The organism is Paenibacillus taichungensis (assembly GCF_013359905.1).
Lineage (GTDB): Bacteria > Bacillota > Bacilli > Paenibacillales > Paenibacillaceae > Paenibacillus > Paenibacillus taichungensis.
In genome coordinates, this window is the sequence record NZ_JABMCC010000121.1 from 151044 (window position 1) to 165604 (window position 14561).

Consider the following 14561-nt stretch of genomic DNA (forward strand, 5'->3'; position numbering starts at 1 on the left):
TATTTGCCGCAAATTTGTGTTTTCAGAGATGAAATTGCCCCAATACGAATGGGGTTTAAATACATAGGTAGAGGAAAGGTGGGGACTTCACATGGCAAAATTGAAGGATATTGCAGACCGCGTTGGTGTATCGATCTCTACCGTTTCACGTGTGATGAAGAACGATGTCAATCGATCAGTCAGCGATGAAACCCGCAAAAAAATATGGGACACCGCTGAGGAACTGGGTTATCGTTCACAGCGTCCGGCCAAGAAGAAAAAGGTCCAGCCCAAAACGGCATATGCGATCGGCTGTGTGGTGGCTATTCCTCAAAATAAATACAACAGTCCCTATTTTTCAGTCATTATGGAAGGGATTGAGAAGCAGCTTGCTGAAGCGGGCATGCGTCTGGAATTTGTGTACAGCATCGAAAACGATGGGGATATCGTGCAGCTGCAGTCTCTGGTGAAGGAACATCAGATTGACGGCATGATTGTGGTGGAACGGATTGATCCGGAAGCCTATCGCTGGCTCAAGGCCAATGTACGGACTGTTGTGGGTGTGGATATTACGGACCCGAACATTCCAGTCGTCGGATATGATCGTGAAGAGGCAGCGAGGGAAGCAACGAATCATCTGATTGCCCAAGGTCATCGGATCATTGCCTACATTGGCGGAGCAGAATTCAAAAATGATTTTCTGGAGGAAAAACGGTTTCTTGGTTATCGCCGTGCCATGACGGATGCGGGATTATCTATTGATAATGACTGGGTGATCGACGTGAAATGGGATGTTTCGCTGAGTTATGAATTGACCAAGCAGGCATTTACCAACAATGCGAACAGACCTACAGCCATCTTTGCAGCCAGTGATATGATGGCGATTGCGGCCATGCGTGCTGCAACCGAACAGGGGCTCCGTATTCCGGAGGATATCGCCTTTTTTGGGGTAGATAATATTGAAATATCCGAATTCACCTCTCCGCCGTTGTCGACCATTCATGTACCCAAGCTGGAGATGGGCATGTTCGCGGTTAAACAGCTGCTCGATTATCTGGATCATTCATATGAAGTGGCTGTCAAAATGATCGTCCCGTACCGCTGCATATTCCGCCAGTCTTCCAATGGCAAAATCGAATAGCTATCAACCAAAGAGTTCCCTTGTCCTGATTTGGACGAAGGGAATTTTTTTGGTTAAGAATTAATCGTAGATCACATTTTTCCCTTCTTCACTTAATTTTTTTAAAGATGTAAGCATATGATTGATCTCTTCATCGGAGTGTCTTTCCCAGGAAGCTAATTCAGCTACTATTTTTAGAGGTGATTTAGATCTATATGAGCGTGTTGGGTTGCCGGGAAATTTTTTATCCGTTAAGTTAGGATCATTTTCAAAATCTCCTAATGGTTCTACAATGTAGATTCTTTCTTTTGCATTCGTTTTTGCTAATTCAGCACCCCACTTGGCAGCATTTAATGTTCCTGTAAAGTAAATATGGTTAGATTTTTTATCTTGGTAATTGGATAAGTATTGCGGCTCTAATAAATCTCCAATGTTCAGTTCTGCTTTAGTACCATGAAAAAAAGGCCCATTATCTAAGAGATTTTTTTGGTTATCCATACTGAAGCACCTCTTTTTTTGATTTGTATTTAGCAGTATAGTGTAGGAATCGCCCAAAAAACAGTCTATAAAAAACATAAAAAAAACGTTACAATATAAGTAGAAAGAATGATATTGAGCGGAAATTACCTATATAGGCTGAATTAAAGGGTATAGTTTGGCACGGAAAAATGAACCATTTGGGTTAGCGATATTTCAAAAAGCATGGAGCAGACTGCACATTGGCAGGCTGCTCTTTTTTTATAACATTCTGGACAACTTTCGGTATTCCCGGGGGGAAATGCCTTCATATTTGCGGAACATACGGCTGAAATAATGAATGTCCGGGTAACCGCTTTGTACACCGACAGCCTCAATGGAATGATCGGTTTCCCGCAATAGTTTGCGTGCCTCGCTCAGGCGGATGGATTGAATGTATTCGTTGGGAGGCATGCCCGCAATCTGTTTGAACAATTTGGCCATATGATCCACACTCAGGTTCAATTGTTTGGCGATGCCCGAATTGGTCCACGGGTCGGAAGGGGCAGCCTCTATACGTTTCATGAGTTCGAGCAGCTTCTCTCCGTGTACTGAATCATGGCGTGACGAACTTCGCCAGGATGAACGCAGGAGATGGGTCAATATTTGCAGCATCAAGGCTTTACATACCAGTTCATATCCCGGTAGGCGCATCGTAAATTCATGTACCAATTGCTCCATAAGCTGCACGGTAGCTGGAGAAGGGGTATACACCGGGTTGATGGATAGCGGCGTCATGCCCTCTGCGCAAGCTTCCACTGCAAATTTATGGTGCAGAACAGTCTCTTCGTTAACAACCATATCTGCCTCGGTCTGAATGGTCAATTCGTTGAAAAAATCAAAATGAATGCCAATGAAACATGCTTCCGGGCTCGAAACCACCTCGTTCTGATGATAGACCCCGGCAGGCAGCAAGATTAGCTGACCCGCCTTCAAAATATGGTGTTTATCGTCCATATAAGTTGCAGCTTCACCTTGAGAGACGTACAGAAGTTCAAAATCATACAAACGCCGCCTGGCCAGCTTACCGGGAGGAAGGCTCTGGAACTGAGCATAATGTACGTTGGGAGACCATTCCTTGTAAGTGACGGTGCGTTGCAGAGGATATACCCCTTGTTGGAGAGACATAAATCCCATCTCCTTTTTCAATGAGATTGGCACAAACAGATTTAATTAAAACTGAACGGAATTGTGCAAATAATCTCTTTATCTCCTAAATAAATAATCACATAATTTATTTATAATATATGTATTATCACATGTCTTTACGAGAGAGACAACATCACGGATTAAGCTAAAAAAGGAGAGGATTAAGATGCGCTCTCTCCCTGTGGAACGGAGCCCGAGTTATTGCTGCGAACCACTTAGGTCAGTTGCACAGAGTGGATTTCCCTCGACTGCGGATTGGGAACGATGTGTTCCAGTGGAACTGGTGGACACGGTAACAGGCAGACCCCCTCATCAATCCACAGAAGTCCGTTTTGGCTGGAGTCCCGAATACTTGCATATTCGCTTTGTATGCCAGGATGATCACGTTGTATCTGATTTCACGGAAAGGGATCAGCCATTGTATGAGCAGGATGTAGTTGAACTGTTCATTGATGAACAGGGCGATGGCAGGAATTATATCGAACTGGAGGTCAGTCCGCACAACGTAATATTTGATGCACTCATTCACAATAACAGCGAAGGTTCAGAATTGAAGGCAGATGTAACCTGGCAGTTGGAGGGGTTGCAAACGGCTGTAGAAGTGGATCGTCAGGGCCATCGGGTGTATGTGATCCATATTCCAGCGAGTAACTTCAAGTCGCCCCTGACTAAAGGCGTATGCTGGAGGGTCAACGTTTACCGTATTGATGAGAATGTGCAGGGAGATCGGGAGTATCAGGCATGGCAGCCCACGGGGGCTGTAAACTTTCATTTGCCTGCCCGGTTTGGTCATTTTCAATTAGGATAGCGATGCGATGCTGAAGAACAGGTATTCATATTTTGAAGGAGGGTATTCGGATGAAAAAAGGGATTAACATATGGTCGTTTCCAGGAGATGCTTCTATTGCGGATTGTATTCAGACGGCGAAGCAATCTGGCTTTGAGGGGATTGAACTTTCGCTTAATGGAGAAGGCGAGCTGAGTCTGTCTGCCACGGATCAGGAGGTACGTGATATTCAGGGACGTCTCGAAGAGGCCGAACTCGAAATCGCGGGACTTGCAACCGGATTGTACTGGGATTACCCGATGACGAGCGCCCGTCCGGAGATTCGCACGAAAGCACTGGATGTGTGTAAAAAACAGTTGGAGCTTGCCGCGGCATTTGGTGTGGATACCATTCTGGTCATTCCGGGTGCGGTTGGTGTGGACTTTATTCCAGACAGTGAAGTTACGGATTATGAAGTTGCCTATGAACGGGCACAAGAAGCCCTTGCGCATCTGCTGCCGTATGCGGAAAGTGCTGGAGTATCGATTGGCATTGAGAACGTGTGGAACAAATTCTTGGTGTCACCGCTAGAACTGCGTACCTTTATTGATTCTTTTAGCTCAGATTATATAGGTTCGTATTTCGATGTGGGCAATGTGGTGCAGAATGGTTACCCAGAGCAGTGGGTTCGCATTCTTGGTCACCGGATCAAGAAAGTGCACTTCAAAGATTACCGTCGTCAAGCGGGAGGACTTCATGGATTTGTGGATCTGCTGGCTGGAGATGTGAATTATCCGGCGGTTATGCAGGCATTACAGGATATTGGTTATGACAACTACGTTACTGCCGAGATGATTCCGCCATACACCCATCATTCGAAACAGATCATATTCAATACATCCAGAGCGATGGATGCCATTCTTGGACGTTCTCAGGAATAAATTCAGATAACAACGTTTATAAGTAAATGATTCTGTTTTTATATGGGAGGTAGAAATATGTTAAAAGTGGGATTGATCGGTTTTGGGTTTATGGGACGTATGCATTTTGATAACTATGTACGCCTTGCCTCAGAAGGGGAACCCGTGGAATTGGTAGCCATCTGCGATCTGAGAATAGAGGAACTGAAGAACGGTAAAGCAGCCGGCAATATGGCGACAGAGCAAGAGGTATATGATCTCACACCTTATCGTTTGTACGACAACATCGACGCGATGCTAGAGCAAGAAGAACTGGATATCATTGATATTACGCTGCCTACGCCACTGCATGCCGAATTAACGTGTTCCCTGCTGGAGAAAGGCTTGCATGTGTTGTGTGAGAAACCGGTTGCGCGTCATTCGGCGGAAGGCTGGAAGATGGCACAGACGGCCAAAGAGACCGGGAAAACACTGATGATTGGTCAATGTTTACGCTTCTGGCCAGCCTATGCCTATCTGAAATCCGTAGTAGAAGACCGTCGTTATGGAGCGGTCAACGCAGGTTATTTCTTCAGGGGTTCAGGTTTGCCTCAAGAGTGGTTTTTGGATGGGGAGAAAAGCGGTGGCTGCATATTAGATATGCACATCCATGATGCGGATATTATTCACTGGGTGTTCGGCAAACCGGATCAAGTATCCACGCTGGCTCGCAACGTCATTCCGGGAAGTGGCTATGATACCGTGTCGACCAATTATGTATACCCTGACGGAAAAGTACTGAATGCCCAAGCTGACTGGACGCTGGGGGGAGACTACGGTTTCTCGATGACCTATCGCGTTAATTTGGAGCAGGGGAATCTGGTCTTTGAGAATGGCGAGCTGAAAGTAAATCCGAACGATGCTTCCGGTTTCGTCGCTGAGCTGTCACCCGACTCGGGATATTATCACCAACTCAAATATTTTATCCAGTCTGTTCAAGCAGGTACGCCTGTATCTGTATGTACACCGGAAAGTGCAACAGGCACGCTTGAGTTAATTGAAGCGGAGATGCGCTCGGCGGATGAGCGTGGGGCATTGGTTTCATTATAATAGAAAGAGCAGAACCTGTGATGCAGGTTCTGCTCTTTGCATTTCTGAAGTAGTACGACTTGTGGTAACGATTATACTCCTTCAATTACAGTAATTACTCAGTACGACCAACAACCCGCCAGTTATTCGCCTGCTCCACTGTTAGTGGTTGATGTCTGCGAATATAATCCTCCACCAGTGCCGCCATATCCGTGGCGCCTTCGTGAAGTACCTTTTTGCCTGGGTACATCGCATAATCACCGCCACCTGCCGCGCGATAACTGTTCATCACGACAGAGTACGTCGCGTCCATCGCAACAGGTATGCCCTCACGTTCCAGCTTCACCACACGACTTCCTACAGGTTTGGAGATATCCAGCTCATATTCGACGCCCGCCCACATGTCATAATTATAATGCTGTGGTTTCGGCTGCATGTAAGCAGGATTAACGACTACTTCGCCTGAAGGCTCCATTTCAAAGTAACGCGCCGTTTGCTCTAATGCATCTCGAATGTCCTGACCCCGAAGCTCCAGCACCGTTAGTGTGTTGGGATAGATAAAGTTAGACAACACATCCCGAACGGTAATGAGGGAACCGAAACCGCGGGCTTCTTCGCTGAGTAATGCGGTATTTGAGATTTGAGCTCCCGTTGCTTCCATCTGCACCTGATGTACAAAAGCAATGAAGGGATGCGCCGCGAGCCGCAAGGCGGCAGGATCGGTGATGGATAAATCTCCGGCCACCTCGCCAATCGGCTGGTCCAGCCATGCCTGTGCTTTTGCTTCAAGCTCGTCCGTCAGTCTCATGACAGCCGCATCGGGCTGAACATCACTATTCTCGTCCAAGAGCAGCAAGCTAGCCTGTTTTCCTGCAATCTGCCACTTTCCATTCGATAACCGGTCCAACTCAATGGATACATGACCCGCACCGTTCCCACTAAATCCAGGCTGAACCACGGTCACACCATGTATTTCAGCGGTAAGCTGACGGTGTTGATGTCCGGTAAGAAGAACGTCAATCCCATCAATGTCACGGCAGATGGCGTACGCCTGATTTTCTCCGGTTAACCGCTCAGCAGGTTCGCCTGTCTCCAGATCACTTTCAAAACCACCATGATAACTGACCACGAGCACATCCGGCTGTTCATTTTCACGAATATAGCCAACCCACGCACGAATAGTCTCCAAAGCGTCAAGGAACTGTAAACCTTCTATATTTTTCGGATGCTCCCAATTCGGAATATAGTGTGTCGTTGCACCCAGCAAAGCAATTTTAACACCCGAAGACAAAGTTTTGATCAGATAGGGAGGACCAAAGGCGGGTAAGCCTGCTACAGGAGGTGCAGTGTGTGGTGCCTCTTCGTCAGGCTTTCCTTCATTAACAATATTTGCAGATAGCCAAGGGAAATGGGAATCTTCAACGGCTTTACGCAGCAATTCCTGACCGTAGTTGAATTCATGATTGCCCATCACGGCTGCATCATATCCAAGTTCATTCAGAACATTAATGAAGGGATGCACTTCGTGATCTGAAACAAAGGACGCAGCATACGAGGCTAAAGGAGAGCCCTGCAACAGATCACCGTTATCCACGAGCAGCAGTTCGGGTGAACGCTCTCGTTCATGCCGGATCAGCGAAGCGAGCAAAGCAAGTCCGGCTGGGCGATATGCATTGGTGTTGTAATGTATGGGACGAATGGCCCCATGAAGGTCACTGGTTACCATGATGTCGAAGTTTGCCGTAGTTGTTATGGATGTCATTTTACAATCTCCTCTAAATATATAAGTTTAAACATATCAAATCACAGGTTATTCTAGCGGCAGTGTACAAGGGAATTCACCATTTCTACTTGTATTATCAACCGTAATGAGGCTATTCTAACAGATCAAAGCCGCTCTGACAGCCTGACAGGAAACTTTACAAAACTCCAAATTTCGTTTCACATCGCGCAAATAATTGACGACTATAGTAGACAAGTAATGAAAAATAGAAACTCTTTGGAGGGTGTTCGCTTGAAGAAGTCTGCTTTATTTTTACCATTGTTGATTTTGGTTCTGTTTCTAAGTGCTTGTGGGTCTAACAGTAGTACAACAGGTTCGGCTAACGGGGCTGATACGAGCTCGAATTCATCCAGTACTGACACGGCAGAGACAGACAAAGCCGCTGAAGGTTATGTGCCGACTGAGCTGACTGTACAATTCGTTCCATCACAAAATGCAGATACACTCGAAGCCAAAGCAAAACCGCTCGAGAAGCTGCTGGGTGACAAATTGGGTATCCCGGTGAAGGTCAGCGTATCCACAGACTACAACACAATTATTGAAGCAATGGCTTCCAATAAAGTGGACGTAGGTTTCCTGCCTCCGACGGCTTATGTACTTGCCAAAGAAAAAGGCGCAGCTGAAGTTATCCTTCAGGCACAACGTTTTGGTGTAAATGATGAGACTGGCGCTCCAACTGAGGAACTGGCAGATTCGTATAAATCCATGATTATTGTGAAAAAAGACTCGCCGATCCAATCCGTTGAGGATCTGAAAGGCAAAAAAATCGCTTACCAGAACGTAACTTCTTCCGCTGGTTATGTATGGCCGGCAGCCCTGTTGCTCGACAGAGGTCTTGATCCTTTGAAAGATGTACAGCCAATAACGGTTAAAGGCCATGACCAAGGCGTATTGGCAGTACTGAACGGCGACGTTGATGCTGCAGCAATTTTCCAAGATGCTCGTAACACTGTAGCGAAAGACTACCCGACTGTATTTGAAGATACTCGTGTACTGGCGTTCACTGAGCCAATTCCTAACGATACAATCGCAGTACGTACAGACATGAATGCAGATTGGACAGCGAAGATCAAACAAGCGTTCATCGACATCGGTAAAGATCCACAAGGTCACGAAATTATCAAAGAAATCTACACACACGAAGGTTATGTAGAGTCTGATGACAGCAAGTTTGATATCGTTCGTCAATACAATGAAAAAGTAAAAACCGAGTAGTTTTCTATCAAAAGAAAGATCATTAATGATCACTTTGCATTGATTATCTTTTCATTGGATAACTTCATCGTATCAGCGGGCAGGCCAGTTCAGCGTGACATACGCTGCGCTGGCTTGTCCCATTACAGCGTGACCCTGCGAAATACCATATTAATGAAAGAAGGATTACTGCCATGATTGAGCTTCACAATGTAACGAAAACATACGCTAACGGCACCAAGGGCCTGAATAATATTAATCTGAAATTTAAACAAGGAGAATTCATTGCCGTCGTTGGTTTGTCTGGTGCGGGAAAATCGACGCTTCTGCGTTCCATTAACCGACTTCATGATATCAGTGACGGTGAGATTTTGATTAATGGCAAGTCGATCACGAAAGCTCATGGCAAGTCACTTCGCATGATTCGCCGGGATATCGGCATGATCTTCCAGAGCTTCAATCTCGTGAAACGTTCCAGTGTGCTTCGTAACGTGCTTGCTGGACGCGTGGGATATCATTCCACGATGCGTACCATTCTGGGTCGTTTCCCAAAAGAAGATACAGAACTCGCATTTGGAGCACTGGAACGGGTAAATATCGCAGAAAAAGCCTATTCCCGTGCAGATCAGTTGTCCGGTGGGCAGCAGCAGCGGGTGGCTATAGCCCGAGTACTTGCACAGGAAGCCAAAATCATTCTGGCAGACGAGCCTGTCGCTTCACTCGATCCACTAACAACGAAGCAGGTAATGGATGATCTGAAACGCATCAACCAGGATCTCGGTATTACAACGATCGTTAACCTTCACTTTATTGACCTAGCCAGAGAGTATGCGACCCGTATTGTTGGATTGCGTGCCGGCGAAGTGGTGTTTGATGGTCCGGTATCCGAAGCAACGGATGAGCGTTTTGCAGAAATTTATGGCAGACCTATTCTGGCAGACGAGCTGCTGGATAAACAGGCTGTACAGGAACAGCGGGGAGAAGTTCTGGTATGAAGCAACCCGTAAACGTATCGATAGATGGATCATTGCAGAATGAAACAGGAAAGGGAAAGCGTCCTGGCACAGGTTCAGGCTCGGCTGTCCTCCGTCCCAAACCACCGGGGCGTACCAAACATCTGCTCACGCTAGTTATCATTCTGCTGCTTTTGTGGGCAAGTGCCAGACAGACCGATGCCAGCTTCAGTGAGCTGTTTGAAGGTTTGCCCAACATGCTGGATTTGCTGCGTGAGATGTTCCCGCCGCGGTGGAGTTACTTTGACAACATCGTTCAGGGCATGCTGGAGACGATCCGTATGGCTCTGATTGGTACAACGATTGGTGCGATCATCGCAATTCCGGTCTCGATTATCTGTGCAGGAAACTTAATGCCTAGCCGTTGGATCTACTATCCAGCCCGCTTTGTACTGAACCTGATCCGTACCGTGCCTGACCTGCTGCTTGCGGCGCTGTTCGTTGCTGTGTTTGGACTGGGACCGATTCCTGGTATATTGGCACTCGCCGTCTTCTCGGTGGGACTGATTGCCAAGTTGACCTACGAAACGCTGGAAACGATTGATCAGGGACCGCTCGAAGCGATGACGGCTGTCGGCATGAACCGGATTCAACTGATTGTTTATGGCGTGGTGCCACAACTGGCCGCTCAGTTTACTTCCTATGTACTGTATGCCTTTGAGATTAATGTACGTGCCGCTGCGATTCTCGGATTGGTTGGAGCTGGGGGTATCGGACTGTATTATGAAGCAACACTTGGATTCCTGGAATATGACAAAACGAGTGTAATCATTCTGTTTACCCTTGTCATTGTTCTGATCATTGATTATGTAAGTACTAAGCTGCGGGAGAAATTGTTATGATGAAAAATGAAACAAGCGTAATCCGGCGCAAACCACGGAAGAACCCGCTTCGCTGGGTCATTGTAATCTTGCTTATTCTTGTGTACGCTTGGGCACTTGCCGGTGTACCGTTTACCGGTTTGAAAGAAACCGCTGGTCAGATCATGAAGGCGATTGTCGCCGGGATTTTCTCCCCGGATTGGGACTTTGTTTATCTGCCTGAGGGTGAAGATTTGCTGCGAGGATTGCTGGATACGCTGGCGATCTCGGTGCTGGGTACCGTCATTTCCGCTGTACTGTGTATCCCGTTTGCATTCTGGTCTGCCCGAAATATGAGCAGCTTCCATCCTGTATCGGGTACGGGCAAAATGGTGCTCAGCTTTATCCGTACGTTCCCGGAGATTATTATGGCTTTGCTGTTTATCAAGGCGGTGGGTCCGGGTTCCTTCGCGGGTGTACTCGCCCTTGGACTGCATTCCATCGGGATGCTTGGTAAACTGTTCGCTGATGAAGTGGAAAATATTGATTATGGTCCTTCTGAAGCGTTGCTCGCTTCTGGGGCGACTCGTATGCAGCAGCTGTGGTTTGCTGTACTGCCACAGGTTTTACCTGGATTCCTTAACTACACGTTGTATCGGTTCGAGATTAATGTGCGTTCCGCAACCATTCTGGGGGTTATCGGGGCAGGGGGGATCGGTACACCGCTGATCTTTGCACTCAGTACTCGGAACTGGCCACGAGTAGGGATTATCCTGCTGGGGATCATCGTGATGATCACGATCATTGATCTGATCTCGGGATACATTCGCAAGAAGCTGGTATAGAGACGAATAAAATAAAGAACATGATGGATATGTTTCCATCCATTATTGATCTATCGGAAGAGCAGCCCATGCAATAGCAGGTGCTGCTTTTTGTATTTTATAGGGTATTTATAACTATACTTATTTTAATAGTCGCCATGTCTCTCACGGGTTGTTCCAAATTGCAAACAAGAATTAATCTGATGGGAGAGAGTGAACATTGGAGAGGCGAGCTAGATACCACAGTAACAAATGAAAGAGCGGAAAATGGAGCCTATACTATATTTTATAAAAAAGATAATTTAGAAGATATTAAAGAATATAAAATTAACATTAATGAAGGAATGATAATTAGAAAAGAAAGCGATTTAACTTCGAAATCGATAGATTTTCCTATAAAGCGAACAAAAGGTTCACAAGTCAGTAGGAATGAAGACCAAACTATTGTCATTGAGTGGACAGATATGAATGGTAACAACTTTGAAGAGAAACTGATCTTAAGAGAAAAATAACAAAAAAACCGAAGCGAGTGCCTGGAGTCCCGGCAAACTTGCTTCGGTTTTTCAATGCTTGGATAAAACGTTAGGCATTCCTTATTGAGATTTAGCTTGCTGCTGGCAGAGATACAGCGGATTTCGTTACTTGTACCGTAATCGTTTCCGTGCTTGTCACACCCGCTGCATTGATCAGCTCGGCGCGATACGTGTACGTTCCATTCGCGTGACCGGATACATCTGTCACAGCGCTTTGTGCATTAGGTGTTACTGCGTTCAGTGCTTTGGTATCGATCAGTTGACCATTCTCATAGAGACGGTATTCTGTTGCATTTGTTCCCCACCACAGATTCATCGTCACTTTGTAGTTGCCGTCCCCATCCCAATTGTCTTGGGAGAGAACGGCTTTGCCAGGTGCAGCATTCGCAACTTGTACTGTGAGTACTTCACTGCGAGTTGTACCCTTGGAGTTCGTCAGCTCAGCTACGTAGGTATAAGTACCGTTAGCTTTGCCATTGATCGTTGTTTGGGCTGATTGTGCCCCTGGTGTAGCGTCAGTCAGCTTTTGTGTGTCAATCAGCACGCCATCTTCATACAGCTTGTAGCTTGTGCCATTGTCACCCCACCAGAGGTTCATCGTAACCGTATAAGATCCTTCAGACAGACCGTTGCTATAACCATTGTTGGAGGTAAGCGCCGGTTTACCTGGTGCGCCAACAGCTGGCGTAGAAGGTCCCTCTTCGCCGCCTTCTTCAACTTTTACGAAATCGTCCAAGCTTCTAGGCTTCAATTGAAATACATCTTTGAAAATAGCGGCAACACCTGTCACGCTGATTTTATCGCCTGCTGCATAAGGGAAGGTCGTTTGCGTTACACCTGTGCGTGTATCCACACGTACATGCGTGCTTGTTCCGTCCGCTGCAACTGCATCAAATTCAAAGGAACCTACTGGTGTTGCACTAATGATGTTCTCAACAGTTACTTCTTTCAATTGAACGAGTTGACCTTGGTTTGCAGCCGTAACTGCTGGCACTTCAATGGCAGCAGGGATGGAGGCTGTACCCGTTTTCTCGATCGCTACGATATCCGTAAGCTCAAATTCACTGTTGTACAGCGCCGTTGCTGCGGTTACTTTAACCACATCTCCAGCGTGGAAGCCGCCAGTGCTTTGGAAAACATAAAGGCCGCCGGTTGTGTCTTGAAGATAGAAGGATTGTCCACCAAAAGCACCTGGCTCTGTAGTAACTACGCCCTCAACCGTAACTGTTGAACCAGCTGCTTTGGTGCGAGCATCAGCAATGCTGATTGTTGCCGGGATTGGTCCTTCTTCTTCCGGAAGCTGCTCAGCCGGAACATTGCCGACGGTAACTGCAGTCGTGATCAGGTTGCTGCCGTTCAGACGCAGACGCAGGCTGGCAGCGCCCGTTGTACCTGATTTAATGCGGACATTCAGGTCCTTGATTGCGCGACCTTTGCTGTCGGAAGTTACGCTAAAGTTGGAGCTGTAACCGTACGAAGTCGGCCATGTACCACCTTCATTCTGAATCATGGCGACCTGTGTTCCGCCAGTCAGGTAAATCCCTGCACTGTAACCGGAAACGGTTGTGTTCGCAGGCATGTTCTCTACAACCACACGGATCTGGAAATCCTCCGCATTAGGAAGGGTGTCCTGCTTCACGAAGCTGTAGGAAGCGTTCGCGCTTGAAGCTGGTCCACCATAAGAACCTGCTTTGAACGTGGAACGATCATACCACTTGTATCCTGCAGCTGGTGCAGCCCAAGGTTCAGCCTGTGGTTCTGTGGAAGCCGCAGGTTGTTCGAACGGAAGCAATGCTGTTGCATTATCCAATTGAAGTCCGCTCACCTGAGTCAAGCTAGTGTAATTTTCTTGATTAGCAAGCCAGTTAACGGTATTGACCAGCAATTTGCCATCATCCACTTCTTTGAAGCCGTCATACGTTGTTTTGCGAGCGCCAGTCTCTTCGCGCAGATATTTCGGTGAAGCATCCTCAACCGGAGAAGAGTCTCCGATAAACGCTGCTTTACCTGCACCCAGTTTGGATACGGCTACGTAAGGACCTTCTTCAACTCCACCACCGTTGTATACGCCCTGGTCAACAGCGTTTGGCCAAGCCGCATTCGTTTTCGGCAGGTATACGATACCTTTAGCTTTTGTTGGATCGGTGATCGCAAGTGTGGACCCTGCATGCATGGCTACAGCAGATACACCTTCCGTAATGCCAAATGCCTGTCCAGCAGGCACAATGTTAGTGGCGTTAATATCGCCTAATGCGTTGTAACGGAAGCGTACGCCGAAATTATCGGACAGCCAGTCCGTGCTGGTTACATTTTGCATCGCCTCAGAGTTACGCTCCTCTGTGCTCATGCCTTTGGCTGGATCTTCGAATGCGCCACGACGATAGCCGTTAATCGCTTCAGAACCGTCCCAACGGTTTTTGTTACGGTCAGCATTGTAGTGATCTCCAATGAAGAAGATGCTGCCGCCTTTTTCTACATATTCTTTCAGCGCTGCCTGTTCTGTCGTTTTGAAGGGAACATTCGGTTCAGCAATAACAAACACGTTATAATCTTTCAGATCGTCATAGGTAAAAGGAGACGTCTTGCGCAGTTCCTTAACATAATATCCATCGTTCGCGAGTGCATTGCCGAAGTCCGAGAAGCCTCCGTCAATGACCCAGTCAGCCGCTCCGGCTGTCTGTGCATGAGTATTGTCGAACAATACTTTCTTGCCTGCATTTCCATTAACAACCTTTGCCTGAATGAACGGTGCAGGGTCTGTTGCCCATTCGGCCTGAACCGATGCATCTCCATTCCACAATCCAATCTGAAGCGGCAATGCCATGGATAATGCCAGGAGTGATTTTACCCATACTCCTCGCATACGTGTCAATTTACCCAACCAAATCCCTCCCAA

At 47.0% G+C, this 14561-nt stretch carries 13 protein-coding genes; 9 read left to right on the plus strand and 4 right to left on the minus strand.

Annotated elements, in window-relative coordinates; all coding sequences use genetic code 11:
- Positions 1-91: 91 nt before the first annotated feature.
- Entirely contained in the window at positions 92-1120 is a 1029-nt protein-coding gene (locus HP548_RS28390; RefSeq protein WP_099855532.1) for a LacI family DNA-binding transcriptional regulator, read from the plus strand.
- 60 nt (positions 1121-1180) lie between these two features.
- Here HP548_RS28390 and arr read toward each other — a convergent pair whose 3' ends face one another.
- Entirely contained in the window at positions 1181-1597 is a 417-nt protein-coding gene (gene arr / locus HP548_RS28395) for an NAD(+)--rifampin ADP-ribosyltransferase (protein ID WP_076290309.1), read from the minus strand.
- 240 nt (positions 1598-1837) lie between these two features.
- Entirely contained in the window at positions 1838-2743 is a 906-nt protein-coding gene (locus HP548_RS28400) for a helix-turn-helix transcriptional regulator (RefSeq protein ID WP_175383536.1), read from the minus strand.
- Between the two features lie 202 nt (positions 2744-2945).
- Between HP548_RS28400 and HP548_RS28405 the strand changes: the two genes are divergently transcribed.
- The 3 genes from HP548_RS28405 to HP548_RS28415 are packed head-to-tail and all read left to right on the plus strand — an operon-like array spanning position 2946 to position 5539.
- Positions 2946-3572, plus strand: coding sequence for a carbohydrate-binding family 9-like protein (locus HP548_RS28405; protein WP_343054946.1), 627 nt, complete (start codon positions 2946-2948; stop codon positions 3570-3572).
- Positions 3573-3622: 50 nt separating this feature from the next.
- Positions 3623-4471, plus strand: coding sequence for a sugar phosphate isomerase/epimerase family protein (locus HP548_RS28410; RefSeq protein ID WP_175383538.1), 849 nt, complete (start codon positions 3623-3625; stop codon positions 4469-4471).
- A gap of 57 nt (positions 4472-4528) precedes the next feature.
- Positions 4529-5539, plus strand: coding sequence for a Gfo/Idh/MocA family protein (locus HP548_RS28415; protein ID WP_175383539.1), 1011 nt, complete (start codon positions 4529-4531; stop codon positions 5537-5539).
- Positions 5540-5633: 94 nt separating this feature from the next.
- On the opposite strand, the gene HP548_RS28420 is transcribed toward HP548_RS28415, so the two are convergent.
- A complete protein-coding gene (locus HP548_RS28420) occupies positions 5634-7280 on the minus strand; it encodes a bifunctional metallophosphatase/5'-nucleotidase (protein WP_175383540.1) in 1647 nt (548 codons plus the stop codon).
- 219 nt (positions 7281-7499) lie between these two features.
- Here HP548_RS28420 and HP548_RS28425 point away from each other — a divergent pair, with 219 nt between their 5' ends.
- The 5 genes from HP548_RS28425 (at position 7500) to HP548_RS28445 (ending at position 11644) form a co-directional block, all read left to right on the plus strand.
- Entirely contained in the window at positions 7500-8516 is a 1017-nt protein-coding gene (locus tag HP548_RS28425; RefSeq protein WP_409347683.1) for a phosphate/phosphite/phosphonate ABC transporter substrate-binding protein, read from the plus strand.
- 173 nt (positions 8517-8689) lie between these two features.
- The gene (gene phnC / locus HP548_RS28430; RefSeq protein ID WP_063565947.1) at positions 8690-9490 is read left to right on the plus strand and encodes a phosphonate ABC transporter ATP-binding protein; all 801 of its coding nucleotides are present in this window, start codon (positions 8690-8692) and stop codon (positions 9488-9490) included.
- The gene (phnE, locus tag HP548_RS28435; protein ID WP_246318256.1) at positions 9487-10350 is read left to right on the plus strand and encodes a phosphonate ABC transporter, permease protein PhnE; all 864 of its coding nucleotides are present in this window, start codon (positions 9487-9489) and stop codon (positions 10348-10350) included. The genes phnC and phnE (HP548_RS28435) overlap by 4 nt, the downstream gene beginning before the upstream one ends.
- Positions 10350-11153, plus strand: coding sequence for a phosphonate ABC transporter, permease protein PhnE (gene phnE / locus HP548_RS28440; RefSeq protein ID WP_409347684.1), 804 nt, complete (start codon positions 10350-10352; stop codon positions 11151-11153). The genes phnE (HP548_RS28435) and phnE (HP548_RS28440) overlap by 1 nt, the downstream gene beginning before the upstream one ends.
- A 161-nt stretch (positions 11154-11314) precedes the next feature.
- Positions 11315-11644 (plus strand): hypothetical protein, encoded by a 330-nt coding sequence (locus HP548_RS28445; RefSeq protein WP_175383542.1) that lies wholly within the window; start codon positions 11315-11317, stop codon positions 11642-11644.
- Between the two features lie 91 nt (positions 11645-11735).
- Here the strand turns inward: HP548_RS28445 and HP548_RS28450 are convergent, their stop codons facing one another.
- Positions 11736-14546 carry a chitinase N-terminal domain-containing protein gene (locus HP548_RS28450; RefSeq protein WP_246318257.1) on the minus strand — a complete coding sequence of 937 codons (2811 nt, stop codon included), beginning with the start codon at positions 14544-14546 and terminating at the stop codon, positions 11736-11738.
- Between the last annotated feature and the right edge of the window lie 15 nt (positions 14547-14561).

Bases quoted from the DNA above. Each gene is read 5' to 3' on its own strand.
- HP548_RS28420 (WP_175383540.1), bottom strand. From the start codon at position 7,280: ATGACATCCATAACAACTACGGCAAACTTCGACATCATGGTAACCAGT.
- HP548_RS28390 (WP_099855532.1), top strand. From the start codon at position 92: ATGGCAAAATTGAAGGATATTGCAGACCGCGTTGGTGTATCGATCTCT.
- HP548_RS28400 (WP_175383536.1), bottom strand. From the start codon at position 2,743: ATGTCTCTCCAACAAGGGGTATATCCTCTGCAACGCACCGTCACTTAC.
- arr (WP_076290309.1), bottom strand. From the start codon at position 1,597: ATGGATAACCAAAAAAATCTCTTAGATAATGGGCCTTTTTTTCATGGT.
- phnE (WP_409347684.1), top strand. From the start codon at position 10,350: ATGAAAAATGAAACAAGCGTAATCCGGCGCAAACCACGGAAGAACCCG.
- HP548_RS28425 (WP_409347683.1), top strand. From the start codon at position 7,500: ATGAAAAATAGAAACTCTTTGGAGGGTGTTCGCTTGAAGAAGTCTGCT.
- HP548_RS28410 (WP_175383538.1), top strand. From the start codon at position 3,623: ATGAAAAAAGGGATTAACATATGGTCGTTTCCAGGAGATGCTTCTATT.
- phnC (WP_063565947.1), top strand. From the start codon at position 8,690: ATGATTGAGCTTCACAATGTAACGAAAACATACGCTAACGGCACCAAG.
- HP548_RS28415 (WP_175383539.1), top strand. From the start codon at position 4,529: ATGTTAAAAGTGGGATTGATCGGTTTTGGGTTTATGGGACGTATGCAT.
- phnE (WP_246318256.1), top strand. From the start codon at position 9,487: ATGAAGCAACCCGTAAACGTATCGATAGATGGATCATTGCAGAATGAA.